Source organism: Candidatus Macondimonas diazotrophica (genome assembly GCF_004684205.1).
Lineage (GTDB): Bacteria > Pseudomonadota > Gammaproteobacteria > UBA5335 > UBA5335 > Macondimonas > Macondimonas diazotrophica.
The window spans coordinates 267,601-286,971 of sequence record NZ_SRIO01000001.1 but is presented as its reverse complement, the minus strand read 5'-3'; the positions used below and the strand labels follow the sequence as shown (position 1 = coordinate 286,971).

Here is a 19,371-nt window from a genome sequence, read left to right as displayed (position 1 = left end):
CGCCGCATGGAGGGCTCGGCTCAGACAGGCGTATGTGGCAGCCGGTCGAGCGCGTCCAGCACGGAAGCGGCCGGAATTCCCTTGAGGCAATCGGTGTGACCTAAAGGGCAGGTGCGCTCGAAGCAGGGACTGCAGGGCAGACGTCGCCACAGGATCTCGGCCTGTTGGGTGAGCGGTGGGGTGTAGTCCGGTGTCGAGGAGCCGTAGAGGGCCACCAGCGGCACGCCGGCTGCCGCGGCGACATGCATCAGCCCGGAATCATTGCTCACCGCGGCCCGGCACAGCCCGATGAGATCGACCGCGTCGGCCAGGGCGGTGTGTCCGCACAGGTTGCGCGCGCCGGTGCCGGCCTGTCCGGCGATGGCGTCACCGAGGACCTTTTCCTTGTGCGAGCCGAAGATCCACACCCGCCGGCCCGCCGCGATGAGCTGCGCAGCCAGCTCGCCGAAGGCCGGCCATTGCTTGGCCGGACCGTATTCGGCGCCGGGCATCAGAGCGATGCAGGGATGGGCCAGATCCTCGCCGAGGCCGAGCGTCGCAACCAGCGTCTCCTGGCGGGCCGGATCGCGGTGCAGTCGGGGAAACGGAATCGGCGGCGGCAAGGCTGCCTCGCGGGTACAGCCCAAGGCGACGAATCGGTCCACCGTGCGCGGAAGCTGCTGCGCATCGAGCGGCCGGATATCGTTGAGCAGGCCGTAGCGCAGCTCGCCGCGATAGCCGGTGCGCCGCGGGATGCGGGCGAAAAACGGCGTCAGGGCCGATTTGAAGGAGCGGGGCAGCACGATGGCCTGGCCATAGCCGGTGCCACGCAGCGCGTGGCCCAGCCGGCGGCGCAGGCCGAGATCGAACTCGCCGTGACCCAGTGGCATTTCGATCCCGGCGCGCACCTCGGGCATGCGGGCGATGAGCGGCAACGACCACCCCGGCGCCAGGACGTCGATGGCCCGGTCCGGATGGCGGGTTTTCAGGGTTATGAACAGGCTCTGGGCCATGACCATGTCGCCGACCCAGGCCGGCCCGACCACGAGGATCGGTGCCGGTTCAGCCATGGGTGTCGAGCCAAGCCATGTAACGACTGACCCCGGTGGCGACGTCGAGGAACGGCTGATCGTAGCCGGCCGCGCGCAGTGCCCCGATGTCCGCTTCGGTGAAGCTCTGGTAGCGTCCGCGCAGATGGTCGGGGAACGGGATGTAGCGGATCTCGCCGCGGCCGGCATGCTGGACGATGGGCTGGGTCAGCTCGTTGAAGGTCTGGGCGCGGCCGGTGCCGACATTGAAGATGCCGCTGCGGTCGGCATGGTCCCAGAACCACAGGTTGACCGCGACCACGTCGTCGACGTGGATGAAATCACGCCGCTGTTCGCCGGCACCAAAGCCGTCGCTGCCTTCGAACAGGGCGATGGTGCCCGAATCGCGCAGCTGGTTGCGGGCATGCCAGGCGACGCTGGCCATGGCGCCCTTGTGCTGCTCGCGCGGGCCGTAGACGTTGAAATAGCGCAGCCCCACCACCTGCGAGGCCGCCCGCGGCAGGACGCGACGCACCACCTGATCGAAGATCAGCTTGGAGTAGCCATAGGCGTTGAGCGGTGCCTCACAGGCGCGATCCTCGCGGAATACACGTCCGCCGCCATAGACAGCCGCCGAGGAGGCATAGATGAGCGGGACACGCCGCTCCAGACACCAGGTCAGCAGGTCGCGCGAGTAGGCGTAGTTGTTGCGCATCAGGTAGCGGCCGTCCCACTCGGTGGTGGCCGAACAGGCGCCCTGGTGAAACACCACCTCGATCGGAGGCAGGCCGGGGCCATCGAGACGGGCGAACAGCTCGTCTCGATCGAGATAGTCGGCCAGGGTGCAATCAGCCAGATTGCGAAATTTGGTGCCGTCGGTCAGATCGTCGACCACCCAGATATCGGTGTGGCCACGATCGTTCAGGGCGCGCACCAGATTGCTGCCGATGAACCCGGCCCCGCCGGTGACAATGATCATGCTGTGTGCTCCTGCGCAATGTCGTGATAGAGATCGAGGTAAGCGGCGGCCATCGCCTCGGGCGTGTAGGCGGCGGCTGCCGCCTGGGCCGCACTCCCGAGCCGCCGGCGCAGGTCGGGATCGCCGGTGAGGCGCGCCAGCGCTGCAGCCAGTGCCGCCGCGTCGCCGGGTGGCACCAGCAGTCCCGTCCGCTCATGCTCGATCAGCTCCGGGATTCCGCCCACCCGGCTGGCAACGATGGGCAGGCCTTGGACCATGGCATCGATGAGTGTCGAGCCCAGGCCTTCCTCGCGCGACGGAAAGACGAAGACATCGAGCGCGGCCAGGTAATCGGCAACATTCTCCACGAAACCGGTGAAGACGACCTGCGCCAGATCCGCCGCTTCATGGCGCAAGGCGGTTTCATCCTCGCCGGAACCGATCAGAAGCACCGGATAATCGGCCAGCGCCGGCTTCTGGCGCAGGGCGTCCAGAAGGACCCGCTGGCCCTTGTGGTGATCGACCAGTGCGCCGACCTGTCCGATGCGCAACGGACCGGTGTATCGTGCGCGCAGCGCAGCCACCTGTCGGGAATCGGGGGATTGCCGGCTGGCCACCGAGGCGATGCGTTCGGGGGCGAGACGCGGCTCCCAGGCGCGCAGCGCGGCGTCCACCGCGCCCGAAATGGCGACGACGCGCGCGGCGGTTCGGTAGACCCTTCGGGTCCAGCGGCCATCCTTGGGCCGGTTGGGAACGCGGCGCGTGATCACATATGGCCGCCGCTGCAGGCGGTGCACGATGTGGGCGACATGGGTCGCCTTGCCCTCATGGGCATGCAGGATATCGCCCGGCTGGCTGGCGGCGAACGCACCGAGGTAAGGTGGTCGCAATGCTACCCGCTCCAAGTGCGGGATGTCCTGAAGGCGATTCAGCAGGGGTTCACCCGCCCGTCCCCACAGCGCTTGCGCACATCCGGTCCGAGCGAGCTCGCGGATCAGCAATTCGGTTTGACGCTCGCCGCCACGATAGCCACGGGCCAGATTGACATGAACGATGCGCAAGGCCGGCCCGGTGCGTCAATCGACCAGCCGGAAGCGGGCTCCGCAGTAGATACAGCGCGCCTCGTCGCCGGTCTCTTTCAGCGGGATGTAGACGCGCGGGTGACCGTTCCACAGACTGCTGCCGGGAACCGGGCAATAGGTTGGCAGGTCAACCCGGTGCACTGCGTAGGTTCGTTCGGCTGCCGGGGTATTGGTCCCGTTCTGGGGCGGCTGCACATTGACCTCACCATGCGCCATGCATCGTTCTCCATCATCAAGGTGGGAAAGCCTTAAGCGCAGCATCTTGCCCCACAGGGGCGGATGCATCAACCGCGGGTACAGCGCCTTTCGCAGCGGCGTGTCCGTTTCCTCACCCTGTGGCCTTCAAGGCGCTCACCGATGTCGCCAAGGAAATGAGCCAGCGCTTGTGATTTTCCCGCCGCCGCGCGAAGGTTTCGACAAGTCGCCTCCACGCCCATGGGCTCGTTACAGGGAAGACACCGGGCCGGACCCCAATGTCCTGCCCTGACTGGGTCGCGCTGGTGCGAAACCCATCGCTACCCGCAACGGTCGCGGCGGTGACGCTGGTCGAGACCCACATCTGGCGGGTCCTGCTTACCGCCGAGCGGGGCTATAAGATCAAGAAGCCGGCGGATTTTGGGTTCCTGGATTTCTCCACCCTGGAGCGGCGGCGACATTTCTGCGAGGAGGAGCTTCGCCTCAACGCCGCTTCGCGCCGGTGCTATACCGTGGCGGAGTGTCGATTACCGGCACGCCGGACGATCCGCGGATCGATTCGCGATCGCCCTGAAAGATGACGCCGCGCCCGCCGCCGGTATGGCCCCGAGGCCAGCGAACAGACCTTCAGCCGCCTGGAAGCCTTCTCGGCCCGCATTCTGGCGGCGGGTTTTCCGGTGATTGTGGACGCGACCTTTCTGAAGCGCAGCTTGCGCGAGCGTTTTCTCGCCATTGCGACGGCTCGGGAAGCGCCGGGGCTCATCCTCTCGCTGGCGGTCGATCCGCAAATCCTGCGAACGCGTCTGGCCCAGCGTCAGGCGGACGTTTCCGATGCCAATGTCGCCATACTGGAAGCGCAGCTCGCCCGACCGAATCGCTGACGCCCATCGAACGCCAGCAAACGCTGTCCGTGGACGCCGGGCCTGCTCCAGCAGTTGCGGGATCGTGTTTCGGGCTGATGGATGCCTTGCCCGGGCTGATCCGGCGCGCTGCTGAAGCGGCTCCGTTTCCCGTAGGATGCGGACACCAAAAGCGCGTTTGCAATCGAAGGAGCCCGACCCTGATCACCCCCCACCGCGCCGGCAGCCTGGCCGTTCGCATCTTTCAAGCGCTGCGCGGACTCGGCCGCCATGAAGTGTCCCTGCTCCTCTGGATGACCGCGCTGTTCGGCGGACTCTGGGGCTTCATGGCGATTGCCGAAGCCGTGATGGTGCAGGAGACTCACGCGCTGGATGAGGCGCTGCTGCTCGCCCTGCGCAACCCCACCGACCCCCGCGATCCACTGGGCCCGCCATGGCTGGAGGAAGTGGCGCGCGACCTGACCGCACTGGGGAGTGTGGGTGTGCTGGCCCTGGTGACGGTCGGTGCGCTTGTCTATCTGTTGCTCGCCCGTCGCGCGCGGGCGGCCGGCTTCACTGCCGTGGCCGTAGGCGGAGGGATGCTGCTCACCAATCTTCTCAAACTGGGCTTCGGTCGCCCCCGGCCGGATCTGGTTCCTCACGAAGCGGTCGTGTATACGGCCAGCTTCCCCAGCGGCCATGCCATGATGGCAGCCATCACCTACCTCACCCTCGCTGCCATGCTGAGCCGGATCGAACGGCGTTGGCACATAAAGGCATATCTGCTGCTGGTGGCCGTTTGTGTCACCGTGGTGGTGGGGGTAAGCCGGATTTACCTCGGTGTCCACTGGCCCACCGACGTATTGGCGGGTTGGGCGGTGGGCGCTGCGTGGGCTGCGTTGTGCTGGCTTATCGCCCGCGGGGTTCAACGAAAGTGAGTTCTCTCGTGTCTGATACCGGCAGGCGGGGAGTGGAGGTGCAGTGAACAGAGCGGGCAACGGCGTATCCTTCAAGGCCCGGGATGGCGCGACTGGCCGTTCATCAGCCGGCATTTCTCGCCGGATTTGATGAATGAGGCGCGCCCCGAGCGCGTTCCCCGCGGGTTGCCGTGATTCTGAGGTCTGTGATGCCTGGAATTGGGAGTCGTCCGTGGGGCGACAGGCGCTCGGATCGTGACCCGCCCCCCGCCGTGAGTCTGGGGCCCATTGCTGCCCGCTGGAGGCATTGCATGATCTGTTTGCTTCTATGAGCGTGCCGACTCCTTCGCTCCTCGCAGTCGACGAGCTACCCCCGTGGGAGGTCGAGCGGGCGGCAGGCCCGTCCCCTTGGTTTTTGATTTGCGATCATGCGGGCACGCGGATCCCCAGGCGGCTGGGCACGCTGGGTCTGGATCAGACGGCGCTTGCCAGCCACATCGCCTGGGACATCGGCGCTGCTGCCGTCGCCCGCGGACTTGGCGCGGCGCTGAACGCGACGGTGGTCCTCCAGCCCTATTCCCGGCTGGTGATCGACTGTAACCGGCCTCCGCACAGTGTCGATGCCATCGTCAGCCTCAGCGAGCACACGACGATTCCCGGCAATCAGGCGGTGTCACCCGCCGAGGCGACGGCGCGCGAGCGGGAGATCTTCGCGCCCTACCACGCCTGCATTCGCGCGTTGCTGGACGAGCGTCTGCAGCGGGGACAGCCCACGCTGATCATCGCCCTGCACAGCTTCACGCCGGTGTATCTCGGCGTTGCACGGCCCTGGCAGGTCGGCGTGCTCTACAACCGCGATGCCCGTCTGGCGCATGCGCTGGCCCAGGTCTTGATGGCCGAAGGCGATCTGGTGGTGGGCGACAATGAGCCCTATGCCGTCGGTGATGAGACGGACTATGCGATTCCGCATCATGGCGAGGCGCGCGGGCTGGCGCATGTCGAGCTGGAGATTCGGCAGGACCTGATCGCCGATGCCGCAGGACAGAGGGCATGGACGCAGCGCCTGACCCGCCTGCTGGGCCGGATTGAGCGTACACTGATTGCCTGATCGCACGCTCAAGACCCCCACCCGACGGCGCCGCCGCTCCGGCTCCAGATTCGCCGTTCGGGTCTCCGCGAGCATCGGCGCGCGAGCGCCCGAGGGTACGCCATGCAGATTCGCCTGGGCTACGACATCGTCTACCGTTGTCCGCAACCGACACCCATGATCATCACGCTCAACGTGCACTACACACGCGCCTCCGATCTCGTGCACCCCGACCAGATGTGTACCGATCCCTGGGTGCCGATGAACATGTATCGCGACGGCTTCGGCAACTGGTGCACGCGCCTTACGGCGCCGGCCGGGCGCATCCGGTTGCACGCCGATACCCTCGTCAATGATCGCGGCACGCTCGAACCCGTGTTTCCGATGGCGGTGCAGCATCCGGTGGAATGCCTGCCGGAAGAAACCCTGGTCTATCTGCTGCCGAGCCGCTATTGCGAATCCGACCTGCTGTCCGAGACCGCCTGGAAACTCTTTGCTTGGACACCGCCGGGATGGCCGCGCGTGCAGGCGATCTGCAACTTTGTCCATAACCACATCGTGTTTGGCTACGAGCACGCCCGGTCCACGAAAAGCGCCTGGGAAGTTTTCACCGAGCGCTGCGGCGTATGCCGCGATTACGCCCACCTCGCCATCGCCTTCTGTCGCAGCCTCAACATTCCGGCACGCTATTGCACCAGCTATCTGGGTGATATTGGCGTGCCGCCGGTGGACGCGCCGATGGATTTCGCCGCCTCGATGGAAGTCTTCCTGGGCGGCGCCTGGCACAGCTTCGACCCGCGCAACAATCAGCCGCGCGTTGGACGGGTGTTGATTGCCCGCGGCCGCGATGCTGCCGATGTCGCGATTACGACGACCTATGGTTCGCATACGCTGGAGAGCTTCAAGGTCTGGACGGACGAGGTCCTGGCCTAAAGGCATCGCGCAACTGAACCGGGTCGACCTTGACGAGATGGCAGTGCCCGAATGGGGCGAAAGCGCTTCACCGCCTGGTCGGAATCGTCGCTGGGCGCCGTTCCGGCTGCCTAGCGTGGTCGAGGTCTGCGGCCCGCGCCGATCACAGGCGACGCGTGTTGACCGCGCCATGCGCCATAGCCTGGGCTCTGGCGTCGTGCTCGCGGCAATGCGCGCATCAACCGTAAAGCGGTGCGCGCAGCATGATTCGTTCCGTACGGCGTAAAGGGGCACGGACACCGGGAGCACGCCTGCTTTCGCCGTTTCGCGCTTGATGAGGCGTGCCACTGGATGAGGCGGGACTTGACCATTTGTTCAGTCAAGCATAAATATTAAATGTTCGGCGTTGCATCTTGGCAGAGCCGCCATAACCGATTCAGGAGGGACACCACGATGAGCTCACCCCAGCCAATTTCTATTTCGGGTCTGGCGCGCCAGCAGGATGCGTCGGCCGCAAACCCCTTGCTGCCCTTGCTGCAAGCGCAGCAAAAGGCATTTCTCGAGCGGGGCATCACCGATGTCAAGCAGCGCATCGAGGCCCTGGAGACCTTGGGCAAGGCCATTGGCGAGTACAGCGACGAGCTGGTCAAGGCCGTGATGGCCGACTTTGGTCACCGTTCACCGCATGAAACCGTCCTCACCGAAGTGCTGGCCAACCTGGGTGAGATCCGGCTGACCAAGGGCCACATCAAGAAATGGATGAAGCCGCACAAGGTGCCGGCCAGCATTCAGTCACTTCCGGCGACCGGTTATGCAGTCTACCAGCCCAAGGGTGTGGTGGGCGTCATGGGCGCCTGGAACTATCCTGCCTTCCTGATTTTCTCGCCGCTGATCGGTGTGCTCGCTGCGGGCAACCATGCCATGATCAAGCCGCCGGATGTTACGCCGCGGACCTCGGAGGTGATCGCCGAGCTGATCGCCAAGCACTTCGACCCCAGCTTCATCACCGTGGTGACGGGCGATGTGCAGAAGGCAATCGAGTTTTCCGAGCTGCCGTTCGATCATCTGATCTACACCGGCAACACGGAAGTCGGTCGCAAGATCATGATGGCCGCGGCCAAGAATCTCACGCCGGTGACGCTGGAAATGGGCGGCAAGTCCCCGACCATCATCGGCGAGGATTACCCCATTGAAAAGGCAGTGCAGCGCATCTTGCTCGGCAAGACCATCAACTCCGGACAAACCTGTATTGCGCCGGATTACGTGATGGTGCCCAAGGGCAAGGAGCAGGAATTCGTGGATGCCTACTCGCGGGCCATTACGCGGCGCTATCCGACGGTGGCGGACAACCAGGACATCACCTGGATCGTCAACGAGCGTCATTTCAAGCGCATCAGTGCGCTGATCGACGATGCGCGCGAAAAAGGTGCCAACGTCGTCCAGATCAACCCGCGAAACGAGGCCATCCCCGAAGGCAAGCGAGTCATCCCTCATACCGTTGTCACCAACGTCAATGACGACATGGCCGTGATGCAAGAGGAAATCTTCGGCCCCGTCCTGCCGGTGATCGGCTACGAGAGCCTGCAGCACGCCATGCGGTATATCCAGGAACGCCCGCGTCCGCTGGCGCTTTATTATTTCGATGCCAATCGCAAGCGCGCTGACCATGTCATTGGCCAGACCATTTCCGGTGGCGCGTGCGTCAACGACACTATGCTGCACATTGCGCATCCCAACCTGCCGTTCGGCGGCATCGGTCCCAGCGGGCTGGGGGCCTACCACGGCTTCGACGGCTTCGTGGAGTTTTCCCACAAGAAGGGTGTGCTCTACCAGCGCAGCTGGTTCTCGCCGGGCATGTTTGTCAAGGGTCCCTATCCTAAACGGGCCTACGGTTTGCTCCAGCGCGTTTCCAAGTGGCTGGCATAAGTAACGGATAAGCGCATCACCGCATCGGGGCCGCAACAAGCGGCCCCGCTCATTCCGCAAAAACCTAGACACTGGCGGCGATTGCGCGCAGGATTCGCTATTTTCGAATTATTTGAATTGCTGGACAGGGAGGTTTACCCGTGAAGCATCCAATCATGGCGGGGCTCTTGGGGCTCGTCCTCAGTCATGGCCTTGCCCATGCCACCCTCACCCGTGAAAACACCGCACCCGCCGAGGCGATCCAGGAGTCACTGACTCGGCTGGCCGCAGAGCGGCTGGTCAATGCCGAAGAAGAACCGGGCAACTGGATGCTTCATGGCCGGACCTATGGCGAAGATCGCTATAGCCCACTGAAGCAGATCAATGATCAGACCGTGGCCAACCTGGGCCTGGCCTGGGCATGGGAGACCGGGACCAACCGCGGTCTCGAGGCAACCCCCATCGTGGTCGACGGCGTCATGTACGTCACCGGCTCGTGGAGCGAGGTGTACGCCATTGATGCCCGTAACGGGACCCTGTTGTGGCGCAACGACCTCGATGTCGACAAGACGCGTGGCCAGTATGCCTGCTGTGATGTCGTCAACCGCGGTGTGGCGGTCTGGAACGGCAAGGTTTACGTCGGGACGATCGACGGGCGGCTGGTTGCACTCGATGCCGTTACGGGCGAGATCGTCTGGGATGTCGTGACCATCGACAAGTCCCGACCCTACACCATCACCGGAGCCCCTCGCATCGTCAAGGGCAACGTCATCATCGGCAATGGCGGCGCTGAATTCGGTGTGCGCGGCTATATCACGGCCTACGACGTCGAGACCGGCGAGCAGAAATGGCGTTTCTACACCGTCCCGGGGAATCCGGCCGACGGTTTTGAAAGCGATGCCTTGAAGATGGCCGCCGAAACCTGGGGCGGTGGTCCGTGGTGGGAAATCGGGGGCGGCGGAACCGTTTGGGATTCGATGGCCTACGATCCCGAACTGGATCTGCTGTACATCGGCGTGGGCAATGGAGCGCCCTGGAACAAGCACATCCGCTCACCGGCGGGCGGCGACAATCTGTTCCTGTCGTCCATTGTGGCGATCAAGCCCGAAACCGGCGAGTATGTCTGGCACTACCAGACCACACCCGGGGAGGGATGGGACTACACGGCCACACAGCACATCATCCTGACCGATCTGACCATCGATGGTCAGCAACGCAAGGTGTTGATGCAGGCGCCCAAGAACGGTTTCTTCTATGTCATCGATCGGGAAACCGGCAAATTCATCTCGGCGGACAACTATGTGCCGGTCAGCTGGGCCGAGGGTATCGATCCGGAAACCGGCCGTCCGATCCAGACCAACAACTCCTACGAGCGCTGGCCCAAGCTGCAGTTGCCCTCCCCATTGGGCGGACACAACTGGATGCCGATGTGCCTGAGTCGGGATACAGGCTATGTCTATATTCCGAGCCAGGAAATGGCCATGCTCTACGACAACGACACGGAGTTCGAGTACATCCCGGGCTATTGGAATACCGGGATGAAGGTGATGAAGGACGTCGTCTTCCCGGCCTGGATCGATCACGACCTGGTGATGGCGCTGGGTGCCAAGGCGGCCAAGGGCTATCTGCAGGCGTGGGACCCAGTCAATCAGCGCCAGGTCTGGAAGGTCGAGCACGAAGGGCTCTGGAACGGCGGCGTGTTGTGCACCGCTGGCAATCTGGTCATGCAGGGCAACGGCAAGGGCTACTTCGCAGCCTATGCGGCCGACACCGGCCACAAGCTGTGGGAGTTCGACGCCCAGAACGGCATTGTGGCCCCACCAGTCACTTATGAGATCGACGGCGAGCAGTACATTTCCGTGCTGGCCGGTTGGGGTGGTTCGGTCGGTTTGTCTTTCGGCATGGTGGGCAATGTCCGCGAAAACATGTACCCCTACGGCAGGCTGCTTACCTTCAAGCTCAACGGCAAGGAAAGCCTACCGCCCGTCCAGGTGACCAAGAAGCTTCCCGAGCCCATGGATCTGGAGGCTGATGGTGATCTGATTGCTAAGGGTGACAAGCTTTACCATCACAACTGTGTGTACTGCCATGGCCCGGGTGCGATCAGCAATCCGAACATGGTCGACCTGCGTCGTATGGACGCCGAAACGCACGAGAATTTCATCGCGATCGTGCTGGGTGGTCGTGATGCACACAAAACCGGGATGATCGGCTTTTCAGACCACCTGTCGGTCGAGGACGTTCAAGCGATTCATGCCTATCTGAACAAGGTTGGCGAGAATACCCTGGAGCGCGAACAGGCTTCCGGCTTCTGGAAGACCTTCAAGGGAGCGATCTACAGCGTTCTGGGTGCAATCACGAGCTTCTTCGTGAGCATCTTCAACTGGATCATGAACGCCGGTTCCTGAGCTGCGCCACAAGCGTAGCATCGTGCAACGCCGGGTGATCCCCGGCGTTGCTTTTTTCGGTGATGAAAAAGCAGAACGAAGGCCGATATCAGCCTGACGTCGGCGTCTCAGCTCAAACGTGCAGCGACCCAATTCGCGACACTGGCCAGCGCCTCGTCCAGACGGCTGGGATCGGTACCGCCGGCCTGGGCCATGTCCGCCCGGCCGCCCCCTTTGCCGCCGACCTGCTGGGCCACCGCATTGACGAGCTCACCGGCTTTGAGTCGCTCGGTCAGCTCGGGCGTCACGCCGGCGACCAGCATCACTTTGTCGTCCCCGGCTACGGTCCCCAGCACGATGGCCGCCGGACGAAGACGATCGCGGAGCTTGTCGAGGGTCTCCCGCAAGGACTTCGCGTCCAGGCCGTCCACCCGGGCCGCCAGAACCTGAACGTCGGCCACCGTCACCGCCTGAGAGGCGAGATCGCCTCCCTGGCTCGCGGCCAGTCGGGAGGTTGCTCGGCTGAGTTCACGGTCCAGCGACTTGAGCTGGTCCTGCAGCTGGGCAATGCGCGCCGGCACGTCGGTCGGCGTGGTCTTGAGCAGGGTTGCCGACTGCATCAGCAGCGCTTGCTGAGCGGCGACAAATGCGAGGGCGACCTCTCCGGCAATGGCCTCGATTCGGCGGACCCCGGCAGCGACGCCGGACTCGCTGGTGATCTTGAACAAGCCGATGTCACCGGTGCGGCTGACGTGAGTGCCGCCGCACAGCTCGCGTGAGCTGCCGATATCCAATACCCGCACGGTATCGGCATACTTTTCCCCGAACAGCATGACGGCGCCGCTTTGGCGAGCTTCATCCAGCGGCATGATCCGCATCTGGGTAGGCTGATTCGCCAGGATCTCGGCATTGACCAGGGCTTCGATACGCGCAATTTCTTCGGCGGTGAGAGCGCTCGAATGGGAAAAATCGAAGCGGGTCTTGTCTGCGTCGACCAGCGACCCTTTCTGCTGGACATGGGCCCCGAGCACCTCGCGCAGCGCCTTGTGCAGCAGGTGGGTCGCGGAGTGGTGACGCATGGTGCGGACACGCTGGACCCCGTCGACCTGTGCACTGACCGTGTCGCCGATGCGCAGCACGCCTTCGCTGAGCTGACCGGCGTGTCCGACTACATCGTTTTGAATCTTCTGAGTGTCCTGAACGGCAAACCGGGCCGCCGGCGCCAGCAGTGCGCCCGCATCACCGACCTGACCGCCGGATTCGGCATAGAAGGGGGTTTGGTCGAGGATGACGATCCCGTCCTGTCCAGTTTGAAGGTGATCGACCGCGACGCCAGCATGATAGAGCGCCAGAACCCGGGCCGCGTCGGTCGTCAGCGCATCATAGCCGTGAAAGGTCGTTGTCTGGCCGCTGTATTCGAGGACGCTGTCCATGCGGAAGCGGCCCGCCGCACGCGCCTGTTCCCGTTGCCGGGCCATCGCGCGCTCGAACCCGGCCAGATCCACACGGACGCCGTGTTCGCGGCAGATATCCTGGGTCAGGTCCAGCGGGAAACCGTAGGTATCGTGGAGCTTGAACGCTGTCTCGCCATTGAGCGGATCACCGCTTGTGGCGACGCGCTGCAGTTCGGCATCCAGAATGGCCATGCCGTGTTCCAGGGTCTCGAAAAAGCGTTCCTCTTCCTGGCGCAGAATGCCGGTAACCCGGGTCTCGGCTTGTGTCAGCTCCGGATAGGCGCTGCCCATCTCGAGCACCAGCGCCGGAACCAGGCGGTGAAAGAAAGCCTGGCGCATGCCGAGCTTGTAGCCATGACGGACTGCGCGCCGGATGATGCGCCGGAGCACGTAACCGCGCCCTTCGTTGCCGGGAATCACGCCGTCGGTGACCAGGAACGCGCAGGCCCGCACATGGTCGGCAAGCACCCGCAGCGACGGGTTGTCGCCATTCGGCGCGCCGGTCGCTTCGGCCGCGGCCGCAATGAGGCGCTGGAACAGATCGATGTCATAGTTGCTGTGGACGCCCTGCAGCACGGCCGCCAGCCGTTCCAGCCCCATTCCGGTGTCGACCGACGGCTTGGGCAGCGGGTGCAGCACCCCCTGCTGGTCGCGATCAAACTGCATGAAGACCAGATTCCAGATTTCGATGTAGCGGTCGCCGTCTTCTTCCGGGCTGCCCGGTGGCCCGCCAGCCACCTCCGGGCCATGGTCGTAGAAGATCTCGGAGCAGGGCCCGCATGGACCCGTATCGCCCATTTGCCAGAAGTTGTCCGAGCCGCCATCCGGCTTGTCACCGATTCGGATGATGCGTTCGGCCGGAATGCCGATCTCGCGCTGCCAGATGTCGTAGGCTTCATCGTCCGTGGCGTAGACCGTGACCCACAGCCGCTCCGGCGGTAACGCCAGGGTATCGGTCAAAAACGCCCACGCGTACTGGATGGCGTCGCGCTTGAAGTAGTCCCCGAAACTGAAATTGCCCAGCATCTCGAAGAAGGTGTGGTGACGCGCCGTGTAGCCGACGTTCTCCAGGTCGTTGTGCTTGCCGCCGGCCCGGACACAACGTTGAGCGCTGACCGCGCGCGAATAGGGGCGATCCTCACGGCCGAGAAACACATCCTTGAACTGCACCATTCCCGCATTGGTGAACAGCAGGGTCGGATCATTCAGTGGTACCAGCGAACTGCTGGGCACGACGGTATGTCCGTGGTTGCGGAAGAATTCGAGGAAACGATGGCGGAGTTCAGCGCTGGTCATCATGAAGGACTGCCCGGTCGGCAAAATGGGCCTCAGTATAGGGAAACGGTTGCGAATGGAGAATCATTCCAGCACATCATCGCCGGGGTCTGAATCCATGGTCGGGCGAGGCAGTCGTCGCCGGATCAGCTCGGGCGAATATCCGCGCCGTTCCAGGTAACGTGCCTGTCGTGCCCATTCTGGCCAGTCGACCGGTGCTGGGGCACCGAAATGTCGACGTCGCGTCGCCTCCAGCCGCGCTGCCCAGTCTTCGTTTTCCGGCAATGCCTGTTCGATCAGGCTCTCGTCCAGCCCGGCCTGCGCGAGCGCGTAGCGCAGGCGACGAGGACCATCGCCGCGGTCAAGCCGGGTGCGGATCCAGCTTTCGGCGTAGCGTTGCTCACTCAGCAAGCCGTCCGCTTGCAATCCGTCCAGCACGCGAGCGGCTTGTTCGTTCGTGGCCCCCCAGCGCGCGAGGCGCTCGGCCATTTCGCGCCGCGCATATTCGCGTCGGCCGAGCAGGCGCAGCGCCCGTGCGCGCAGGGTGCGCTCATTCGGCGGCGAGTCCGGGTTCGAGGCTTTCAGCGGCACGCGCCTTTCCCATCAGCAGCAGATTCCGGAGGGTTTGGTCGAGTTGTTGGACGATCTCGGGGTGGTCTTTCAGGTACTGGCGGACATTTTCCTTGCCCTGTCCGATCCGGTCGCCCTGATAGCTGTACCAAGAGCCGGTCTTCTCGATCAGGTTGTGCTTGACACCCAGTTCGATCAGCTCACCTTCGCGTGAAATGCCTTCGCCGTAGAGAATTTCGAACTCGGCTTCGCGGAACGGCGGCGCGACCTTGTTCTTGACGACCTTGACGCGCGTTTCGTTGCCCACGACCTCGTCGCTGCGCTTGATGGCGCCAATGCGGCGAATGTCGAGCCGGACGGAGGAATAGAACTTGAGGGCGTTGCCGCCGGTGGTGGTTTCCGGACTGCCGAACATGACGCCGATCTTCATGCGTATCTGGTTGATGAAAATTACCAGGCAGTTGGTCCGCTTGATGTTGGCGGTGAGCTTGCGCAAGGCCTGAGACATGAGGCGCGCCTGCAGGCCCACGTGCGAATCACCCATCTCGCCCTCGATTTCGGCCTTGGGCGTCAGTGCGGCGACCGAGTCGACCACCACCACATCGACTGCGCCGGAGCGCACCAGCATGTCGGTGATTTCCAGCGCCTGTTCACCGGTATCGGGCTGGGAGATCAGGAGCTCATCGAGGTTCACGCCGAGCAGATTGGCGTACTGCGGATCGAGTGCATGTTCGGCATCCACGAAAGCGGCCGTACCGCCGGCTTTCTGGACTTCGGCGATGACATGCAAGGTGAGCGTGGTCTTGCCCGAGGACTCCGGGCCGTAGATTTCCACGACCCGACCCCGGGGCAAGCCGCCGATGCCCAAGGCCAGATCCAGTCCGAGGGAGCCGGTCGACACGGGAATGACATCGCTGGCTGCCTGGCCATCGCCCATGCGCATGACCGAGCCCTTGCCAAACTGTTTTTCGATCTGACCCAGTGCGGCCGCCAAGGCCTTCTTGCGATTCTCGTCCATCCGCCCCTCGCTCTGACCGCCCATGCAGCGGCATGATCACAATTGCGCAATCAGCACCCTGGCCCCATGTCGGGGGCTAGGGTGCTGCTGCGACCGTCCATCGATTATTCCACAAAGGCCTGGAGTGACCTAGGGGTGAGGCCAAGGGCGACTGGGATCGCCGCAGCACGTCCCGTAACGGCGGGTCGGTCAGGCCCAACCATGTGGTGCGGGCGTGCCCCGCAGCATCTCGCACAGACCCGAGAGTGCCATTTCGACGGCACTGGCCCGGACTGCCTCACGGTCTCCGGGAAAATGGGCGCAACGGGTGGTCACGGCCTGGGTCGAGACCGCCCACGCGAACCAGACGGTGCCCACCGGTTTGCCTGGACTGGCGCCGGTCGGTCCGGCAATGCCGCTGACAGCGACGGCAAGATCGCCGCCGAGGCGGGCCAGTGCGCCTTCCGCCATCTCGCGTGCGGTAGCTGCGCTGACCGCTCCCTCCCGTTCCAGCGTTTCGGTGCGTACCCCCAGCAGGCTGGTCTTCAGGGCATTGCTGTAACTAACGACGCCGCCGGCATACCAGGCCGAACTGCCGGGCAAATCGGTGCAGCACTTGGCAATCCAGCCGCCCGTGCACGATTCCGCCGTGACCAGGCGCCACCCATGGGCAGTCAAGGCCTGGGCCAGCTCAGTCAAGTACATCATCCAGTCGGGACGGGTGCCATCCGGCGTTTTCATGGGGTTGCCCTCCTGCATGCGATGGGTGTCATCCATATGAGTGGGAAAACGCATCCGATCATGATTCCGCGCAAGGAAACCGAAGCCACGGCGCCCGGCGCGAATCCGGCAATCGGCGCCTGGACAGGTAGAATCGAAATACTATCAGCAACCTTTGCGGAATCCCCATGCCGCCACAAGCGCATTCGACGGATCTGGACGCCATGATCGCGGCCTTGCCTGAGATATTACAGACCGAGCAGCGGGCGACGATCGAGCGCTTCAATGCGTTGGATGGCCCGCAACCGCCGGATTGGAGCGGGCTGCTGCGGCTATGGGCCTGCAGCTCATTCGCGGTCGATCTGTGCCTGCGCCATCCGGACTGGGTCCGCGATCTGTCTCCCGCCAGTCCGCTGCCCGCGGGCGAGTCTCTGCGTCACGAACTGGACCAGACCTTGGCGTCCTGTACCGACTTGTCACAGGCAATGACGGCGCTGCGTCGTTTCCGCCAGCGCCGCACCCTCCAGCTGGCTTACCGCGACATCAACGATCTGGATGAGATCGAGGTGGTGCTGACCGGTCTCTCCGATGTGGCCGATACCTGCATCGGCGGCGCTGTGGCTTGGCTCGACCGGCGTTTTCGCGCCCAGTGGGGCGAGCCGCTCGATCGTTCAGGCCAACCCCAGGAGCTCATGGTGCTGGCCATGGGCAAGCTGGGGGGGCGGGAGTTGAATTTCTCGTCCGACATCGACCTGATCCTCGTCTATCCCGAAGCCGGTACGGTAGCGGGTCCCAAGCCGATGGAAATCGGTGATTACTTCACGCGTCTGGCCCAGCAGCTGGTCAAGCTGCTCGCCGAACCCAGCGCGGATGGCTTTGCCTATCGCGTCGACACCCGGTTGCGACCGTTTGGCCAGAGTGGACCGCTGGTCCTGTCGGCCGGTGCCATGGAACTCTATTACCAGCAGCATGGCCGCGAATGGGAGCGTTATGCCCTGATCAAGGCGAGACCATTGACCGGTCGCCCGGCCGATGTGGCCGCATTGATGGCGACCCTGCGCCCGTTCGTCTATCGCCGCTACTTGGACTTTGGCGCCTTCGAAGCCTTGCGCGGCATGAAGTCGCTGATCGAAACCGAGGTCAACCGCAAGGGGCTCGCGGACAACATCAAGCTCGGTTCCGGCGGTATCCGAGAGGTCGAGTTCATCGTTCAGGCCTTTCAGCTGGTCCGGGGTGGCCAGGAGGCCGCCTTGCGCGAACCCCATTTGCTCTCGGTATTGCCGCGCCTCGAGCAACGCGGAATTCTGGCCTCCCACACGGTTGCCCGGCTCATGGATGCCTATCGGCTCCTGCGCCGGGTGGAAAACCGCTTGCAGCAGGTCCGGGACATGCAGACCCATGAGCTGCCTACCGATCCCCTGACGCAGGCCCGGATTGCCTATGGGATGGGTGTGCCCGGCTGGACGGATCTATGGCACATGCTGGAACAGCGCCGCCGCTGGATAGCCGAGGAGTTTGCCGAGGTGTTTGCGGCACCCCAGAGCGACGATGCGGACACCTCGGCCCTCGACAGGCTGTGGCAAGGGCTCTTGAGTGAAGCCGAAGCACAATCGGCATTGACCGAGGCGGGCTATGCCAACCCGGACGGCGCGGTCGCATCGATCGCTGGCTTGCGTCACAGCGCCATGGCGCGAACCTTGAGTGATACTGGTCAAAATCGGCTGGCGCGGCTGATGCCGCTGCTCGTTGGCGCGGTTGGGCAGGGGACGCATCCGGATATCACGCTGCCGCGCATCCTGCGCCTGATCGAGGTGATTGCCCGGCGCAGCATCTATCTCGCTCTGCTGATCGATCATCCGACAGCGCTCTCGCAGCTGGTACGCCTGTGCGCAGCCAGTCCGTGGCTGGCCGAGTATCTGGCCCGTCACCCGATGCTGCTCGACGAACTGCTTGATGCGCGCAGTCTCTACGCACCACCCGACGCGCTCGTCGTCGCAGGTGAGGTGTCCCGGCGCATCGCTGACACCGATGATCTGGAGCGTCGCATGGATGTCCTGCGCCAGGTTCAGCAGGTCAACCTCCTGCGCATCGCCGCCGCCGATCTGGCCGGTAATCTGCCGCTGATGCGGGTCAGCGACAAGCTGACGGAGCTGGCCGAGGTGATGTTGCGGCAGGTCTTGCTGCTCGCATGGGGAGAAATGGTGGCCCGATACGGGCGCCCTCGCCAGGCGGATGGCCGGCTGGTTCAATTCGCCGTGATTGCCTACGGCAAGCTGGGGGGGATCGAACTCGGTTATGGTTCGGATCTGGATCTGGTCTTTCTGCACGATGGCAGCCAGGCCGAGGGACAAACCGATGGACAGCGCGGGATCGACAATGCGACATTCTTCGCCCGATTGACGCAGCGCCTGGTGCATTGGCTGACTGCACCCACCAGTGCTGGACGGCTCTATGAGATCGATACCCGGCTGCGGCCCAGCGGCCGATCGGGTCTGTTGGTCAGCAGCATCACGGGGTTTGCCGACTATCAGCGTCGCCATGCCTGGACCTGGGAACACCAAGCCTTGGTGCGCGCGCGCGTCGTTGCCGGTCCGCCGAGCCTAGCACAACAATTTTCCGCAATCCGCGCCGAGGTATTGGGTCGGTCGCGTCCGGCCGATGCGCTGCGCGCCGAGATTTGCCGGATGCGCGCGCGGATGCGTGAGGCGCTCGACAAGACCGAGCCGGGGCATTGGGATCTGAAACACAGCGCTGGCGGTATCGCCGATATTGAATTTATGGTCCAATACCTCGTTCTGCGTTACGCCCATGACCATCCGTCCCTGCTGCGCTGGACGGACAACATCCGTCTGCTCGAAACGCTGGGGACGCTGGATCTGCTTCCCGACGGCGCGGTAACGGCGCTGTCGGCATGCTACCGAAGCCTGCGCCAGCGAATCCATGCGCTGAGCTTGCAGCAGGTGCCGGCCATGGTTCCCGAAACCGAATTGGCAATGGAGCGGGCGCAAGTAAGGGCGTTGTGGCGGTCTTTGCTCGAGGAAACGGCCTGAGCGGGACACCGGTATT

General features: G+C 63.9%; 15 protein-coding genes and 1 pseudogene. 8 read left to right on the top strand and 8 right to left on the bottom strand.

The genetic code is table 11. The annotated features are described in order from the left end of the window. Positions 1–20: 20 nt before the first annotated feature. Genes waaF through E4680_RS01395 form a run of 4 tightly spaced genes read right to left on the bottom strand, consistent with a single transcriptional unit; the run spans position 21 to position 3,263 of the window. Entirely contained in the window at positions 21–1,049 is a 1,029-nt protein-coding gene (waaF, locus tag E4680_RS01410; protein ID WP_135280578.1) for a lipopolysaccharide heptosyltransferase II, read from the bottom strand. Continuing rightward, positions 1,042–1,986, bottom strand: coding sequence for an ADP-glyceromanno-heptose 6-epimerase (rfaD, locus tag E4680_RS01405; protein WP_135280577.1), 945 nt, complete (start codon positions 1,984–1,986; stop codon positions 1,042–1,044). Before rfaD ends, waaF begins: the two co-directional genes overlap by 8 nt. Beyond that, on the bottom strand, positions 1,983–3,026 hold the full coding sequence (locus tag E4680_RS01400; protein WP_135280576.1) for a glycosyltransferase: 1,044 nt from the start codon (positions 3,024–3,026) through the stop codon (positions 1,983–1,985). The genes rfaD and E4680_RS01400 overlap by 4 nt, the downstream gene beginning before the upstream one ends. A 15-nt stretch (positions 3,027–3,041) precedes the next feature. Continuing rightward, complete coding sequence (locus E4680_RS01395; RefSeq protein WP_135280575.1) at positions 3,042–3,263, bottom strand: zinc-finger domain-containing protein; 222 nt, start codon at positions 3,261–3,263, stop codon at positions 3,042–3,044. A gap of 257 nt (positions 3,264–3,520) precedes the next feature. On the opposite strand from E4680_RS01395, the gene E4680_RS14270 reads away from it, so the two are divergent. The 7 genes and pseudogenes from E4680_RS14270 to E4680_RS01360 all read left to right on the top strand — a co-directional run bounded on the left by E4680_RS14270 (position 3,521) and on the right by E4680_RS01360 (position 11,310). Beyond that, positions 3,521–3,823 carry a hypothetical protein gene (locus E4680_RS14270; protein ID WP_135280574.1) on the top strand — a complete coding sequence of 101 codons (303 nt, stop codon included), beginning with the start codon at positions 3,521–3,523 and terminating at the stop codon, positions 3,821–3,823. A gap of 27 nt (positions 3,824–3,850) precedes the next feature. Then, positions 3,851–4,123 (top strand): annotated as a pseudogene (locus E4680_RS01385) (P-loop nucleotide/nucleoside kinase family protein); the annotation flags it as partial. A gap of 77 nt (positions 4,124–4,200) precedes the next feature. Next, positions 4,201–5,019: a phosphatase PAP2 family protein gene (locus E4680_RS01380; protein ID WP_205688696.1), complete on the top strand. Its 819-nt coding sequence runs from the start codon at positions 4,201–4,203 to the stop codon at positions 5,017–5,019. A 307-nt stretch (positions 5,020–5,326) separates the two neighbouring features. Then, positions 5,327–6,106, top strand: a complete 780-nt coding sequence (locus tag E4680_RS01375; protein ID WP_135280572.1) for an N-formylglutamate amidohydrolase — start codon at positions 5,327–5,329, stop codon at positions 6,104–6,106. Between the two features lie 102 nt (positions 6,107–6,208). Continuing rightward, positions 6,209–7,018, top strand: a complete 810-nt coding sequence (locus E4680_RS01370) for a transglutaminase-like domain-containing protein (RefSeq protein ID WP_135280571.1) — start codon at positions 6,209–6,211, stop codon at positions 7,016–7,018. Between the two features lie 432 nt (positions 7,019–7,450). Next, a complete protein-coding gene (locus tag E4680_RS01365) occupies positions 7,451–8,923 on the top strand; it encodes a coniferyl aldehyde dehydrogenase (RefSeq protein WP_167792321.1) in 1,473 nt (490 codons plus the stop codon). A gap of 140 nt (positions 8,924–9,063) precedes the next feature. Beyond that, on the top strand, positions 9,064–11,310 hold the full coding sequence (locus tag E4680_RS01360) for a PQQ-dependent dehydrogenase, methanol/ethanol family (RefSeq protein ID WP_205688695.1): 2,247 nt from the start codon (positions 9,064–9,066) through the stop codon (positions 11,308–11,310). A 107-nt stretch (positions 11,311–11,417) separates the two neighbouring features. On the opposite strand, the gene alaS is transcribed toward E4680_RS01360, so the two are convergent. The 4 genes from alaS to E4680_RS01340 form a co-directional block, all read right to left on the bottom strand. Next, positions 11,418–14,039, bottom strand: a complete 2,622-nt coding sequence (gene alaS, locus E4680_RS01355) for an alanine--tRNA ligase (protein ID WP_135280621.1) — start codon at positions 14,037–14,039, stop codon at positions 11,418–11,420. A gap of 63 nt (positions 14,040–14,102) precedes the next feature. Beyond that, positions 14,103–14,609, bottom strand: coding sequence for a regulatory protein RecX (locus E4680_RS01350; protein ID WP_135280569.1), 507 nt, complete (start codon positions 14,607–14,609; stop codon positions 14,103–14,105). Further along, complete coding sequence (gene recA / locus E4680_RS01345; RefSeq protein WP_135280568.1) at positions 14,569–15,606, bottom strand: recombinase RecA; 1,038 nt, start codon at positions 15,604–15,606, stop codon at positions 14,569–14,571. The genes E4680_RS01350 and recA overlap by 41 nt, the downstream gene beginning before the upstream one ends. A gap of 189 nt (positions 15,607–15,795) precedes the next feature. Then, positions 15,796–16,326, bottom strand: coding sequence for a CinA family protein (locus tag E4680_RS01340; RefSeq protein WP_240696065.1), 531 nt, complete (start codon positions 16,324–16,326; stop codon positions 15,796–15,798). A gap of 167 nt (positions 16,327–16,493) precedes the next feature. Here E4680_RS01340 and glnE point away from each other — a divergent pair, with 167 nt between their 5' ends. Then, a complete protein-coding gene (gene glnE, locus E4680_RS01335; protein ID WP_135280567.1) occupies positions 16,494–19,355 on the top strand; it encodes a bifunctional [glutamate--ammonia ligase]-adenylyl-L-tyrosine phosphorylase/[glutamate--ammonia-ligase] adenylyltransferase in 2,862 nt (953 codons plus the stop codon). The last annotated feature ends 16 nt before the right edge of the window (positions 19,356–19,371 follow it).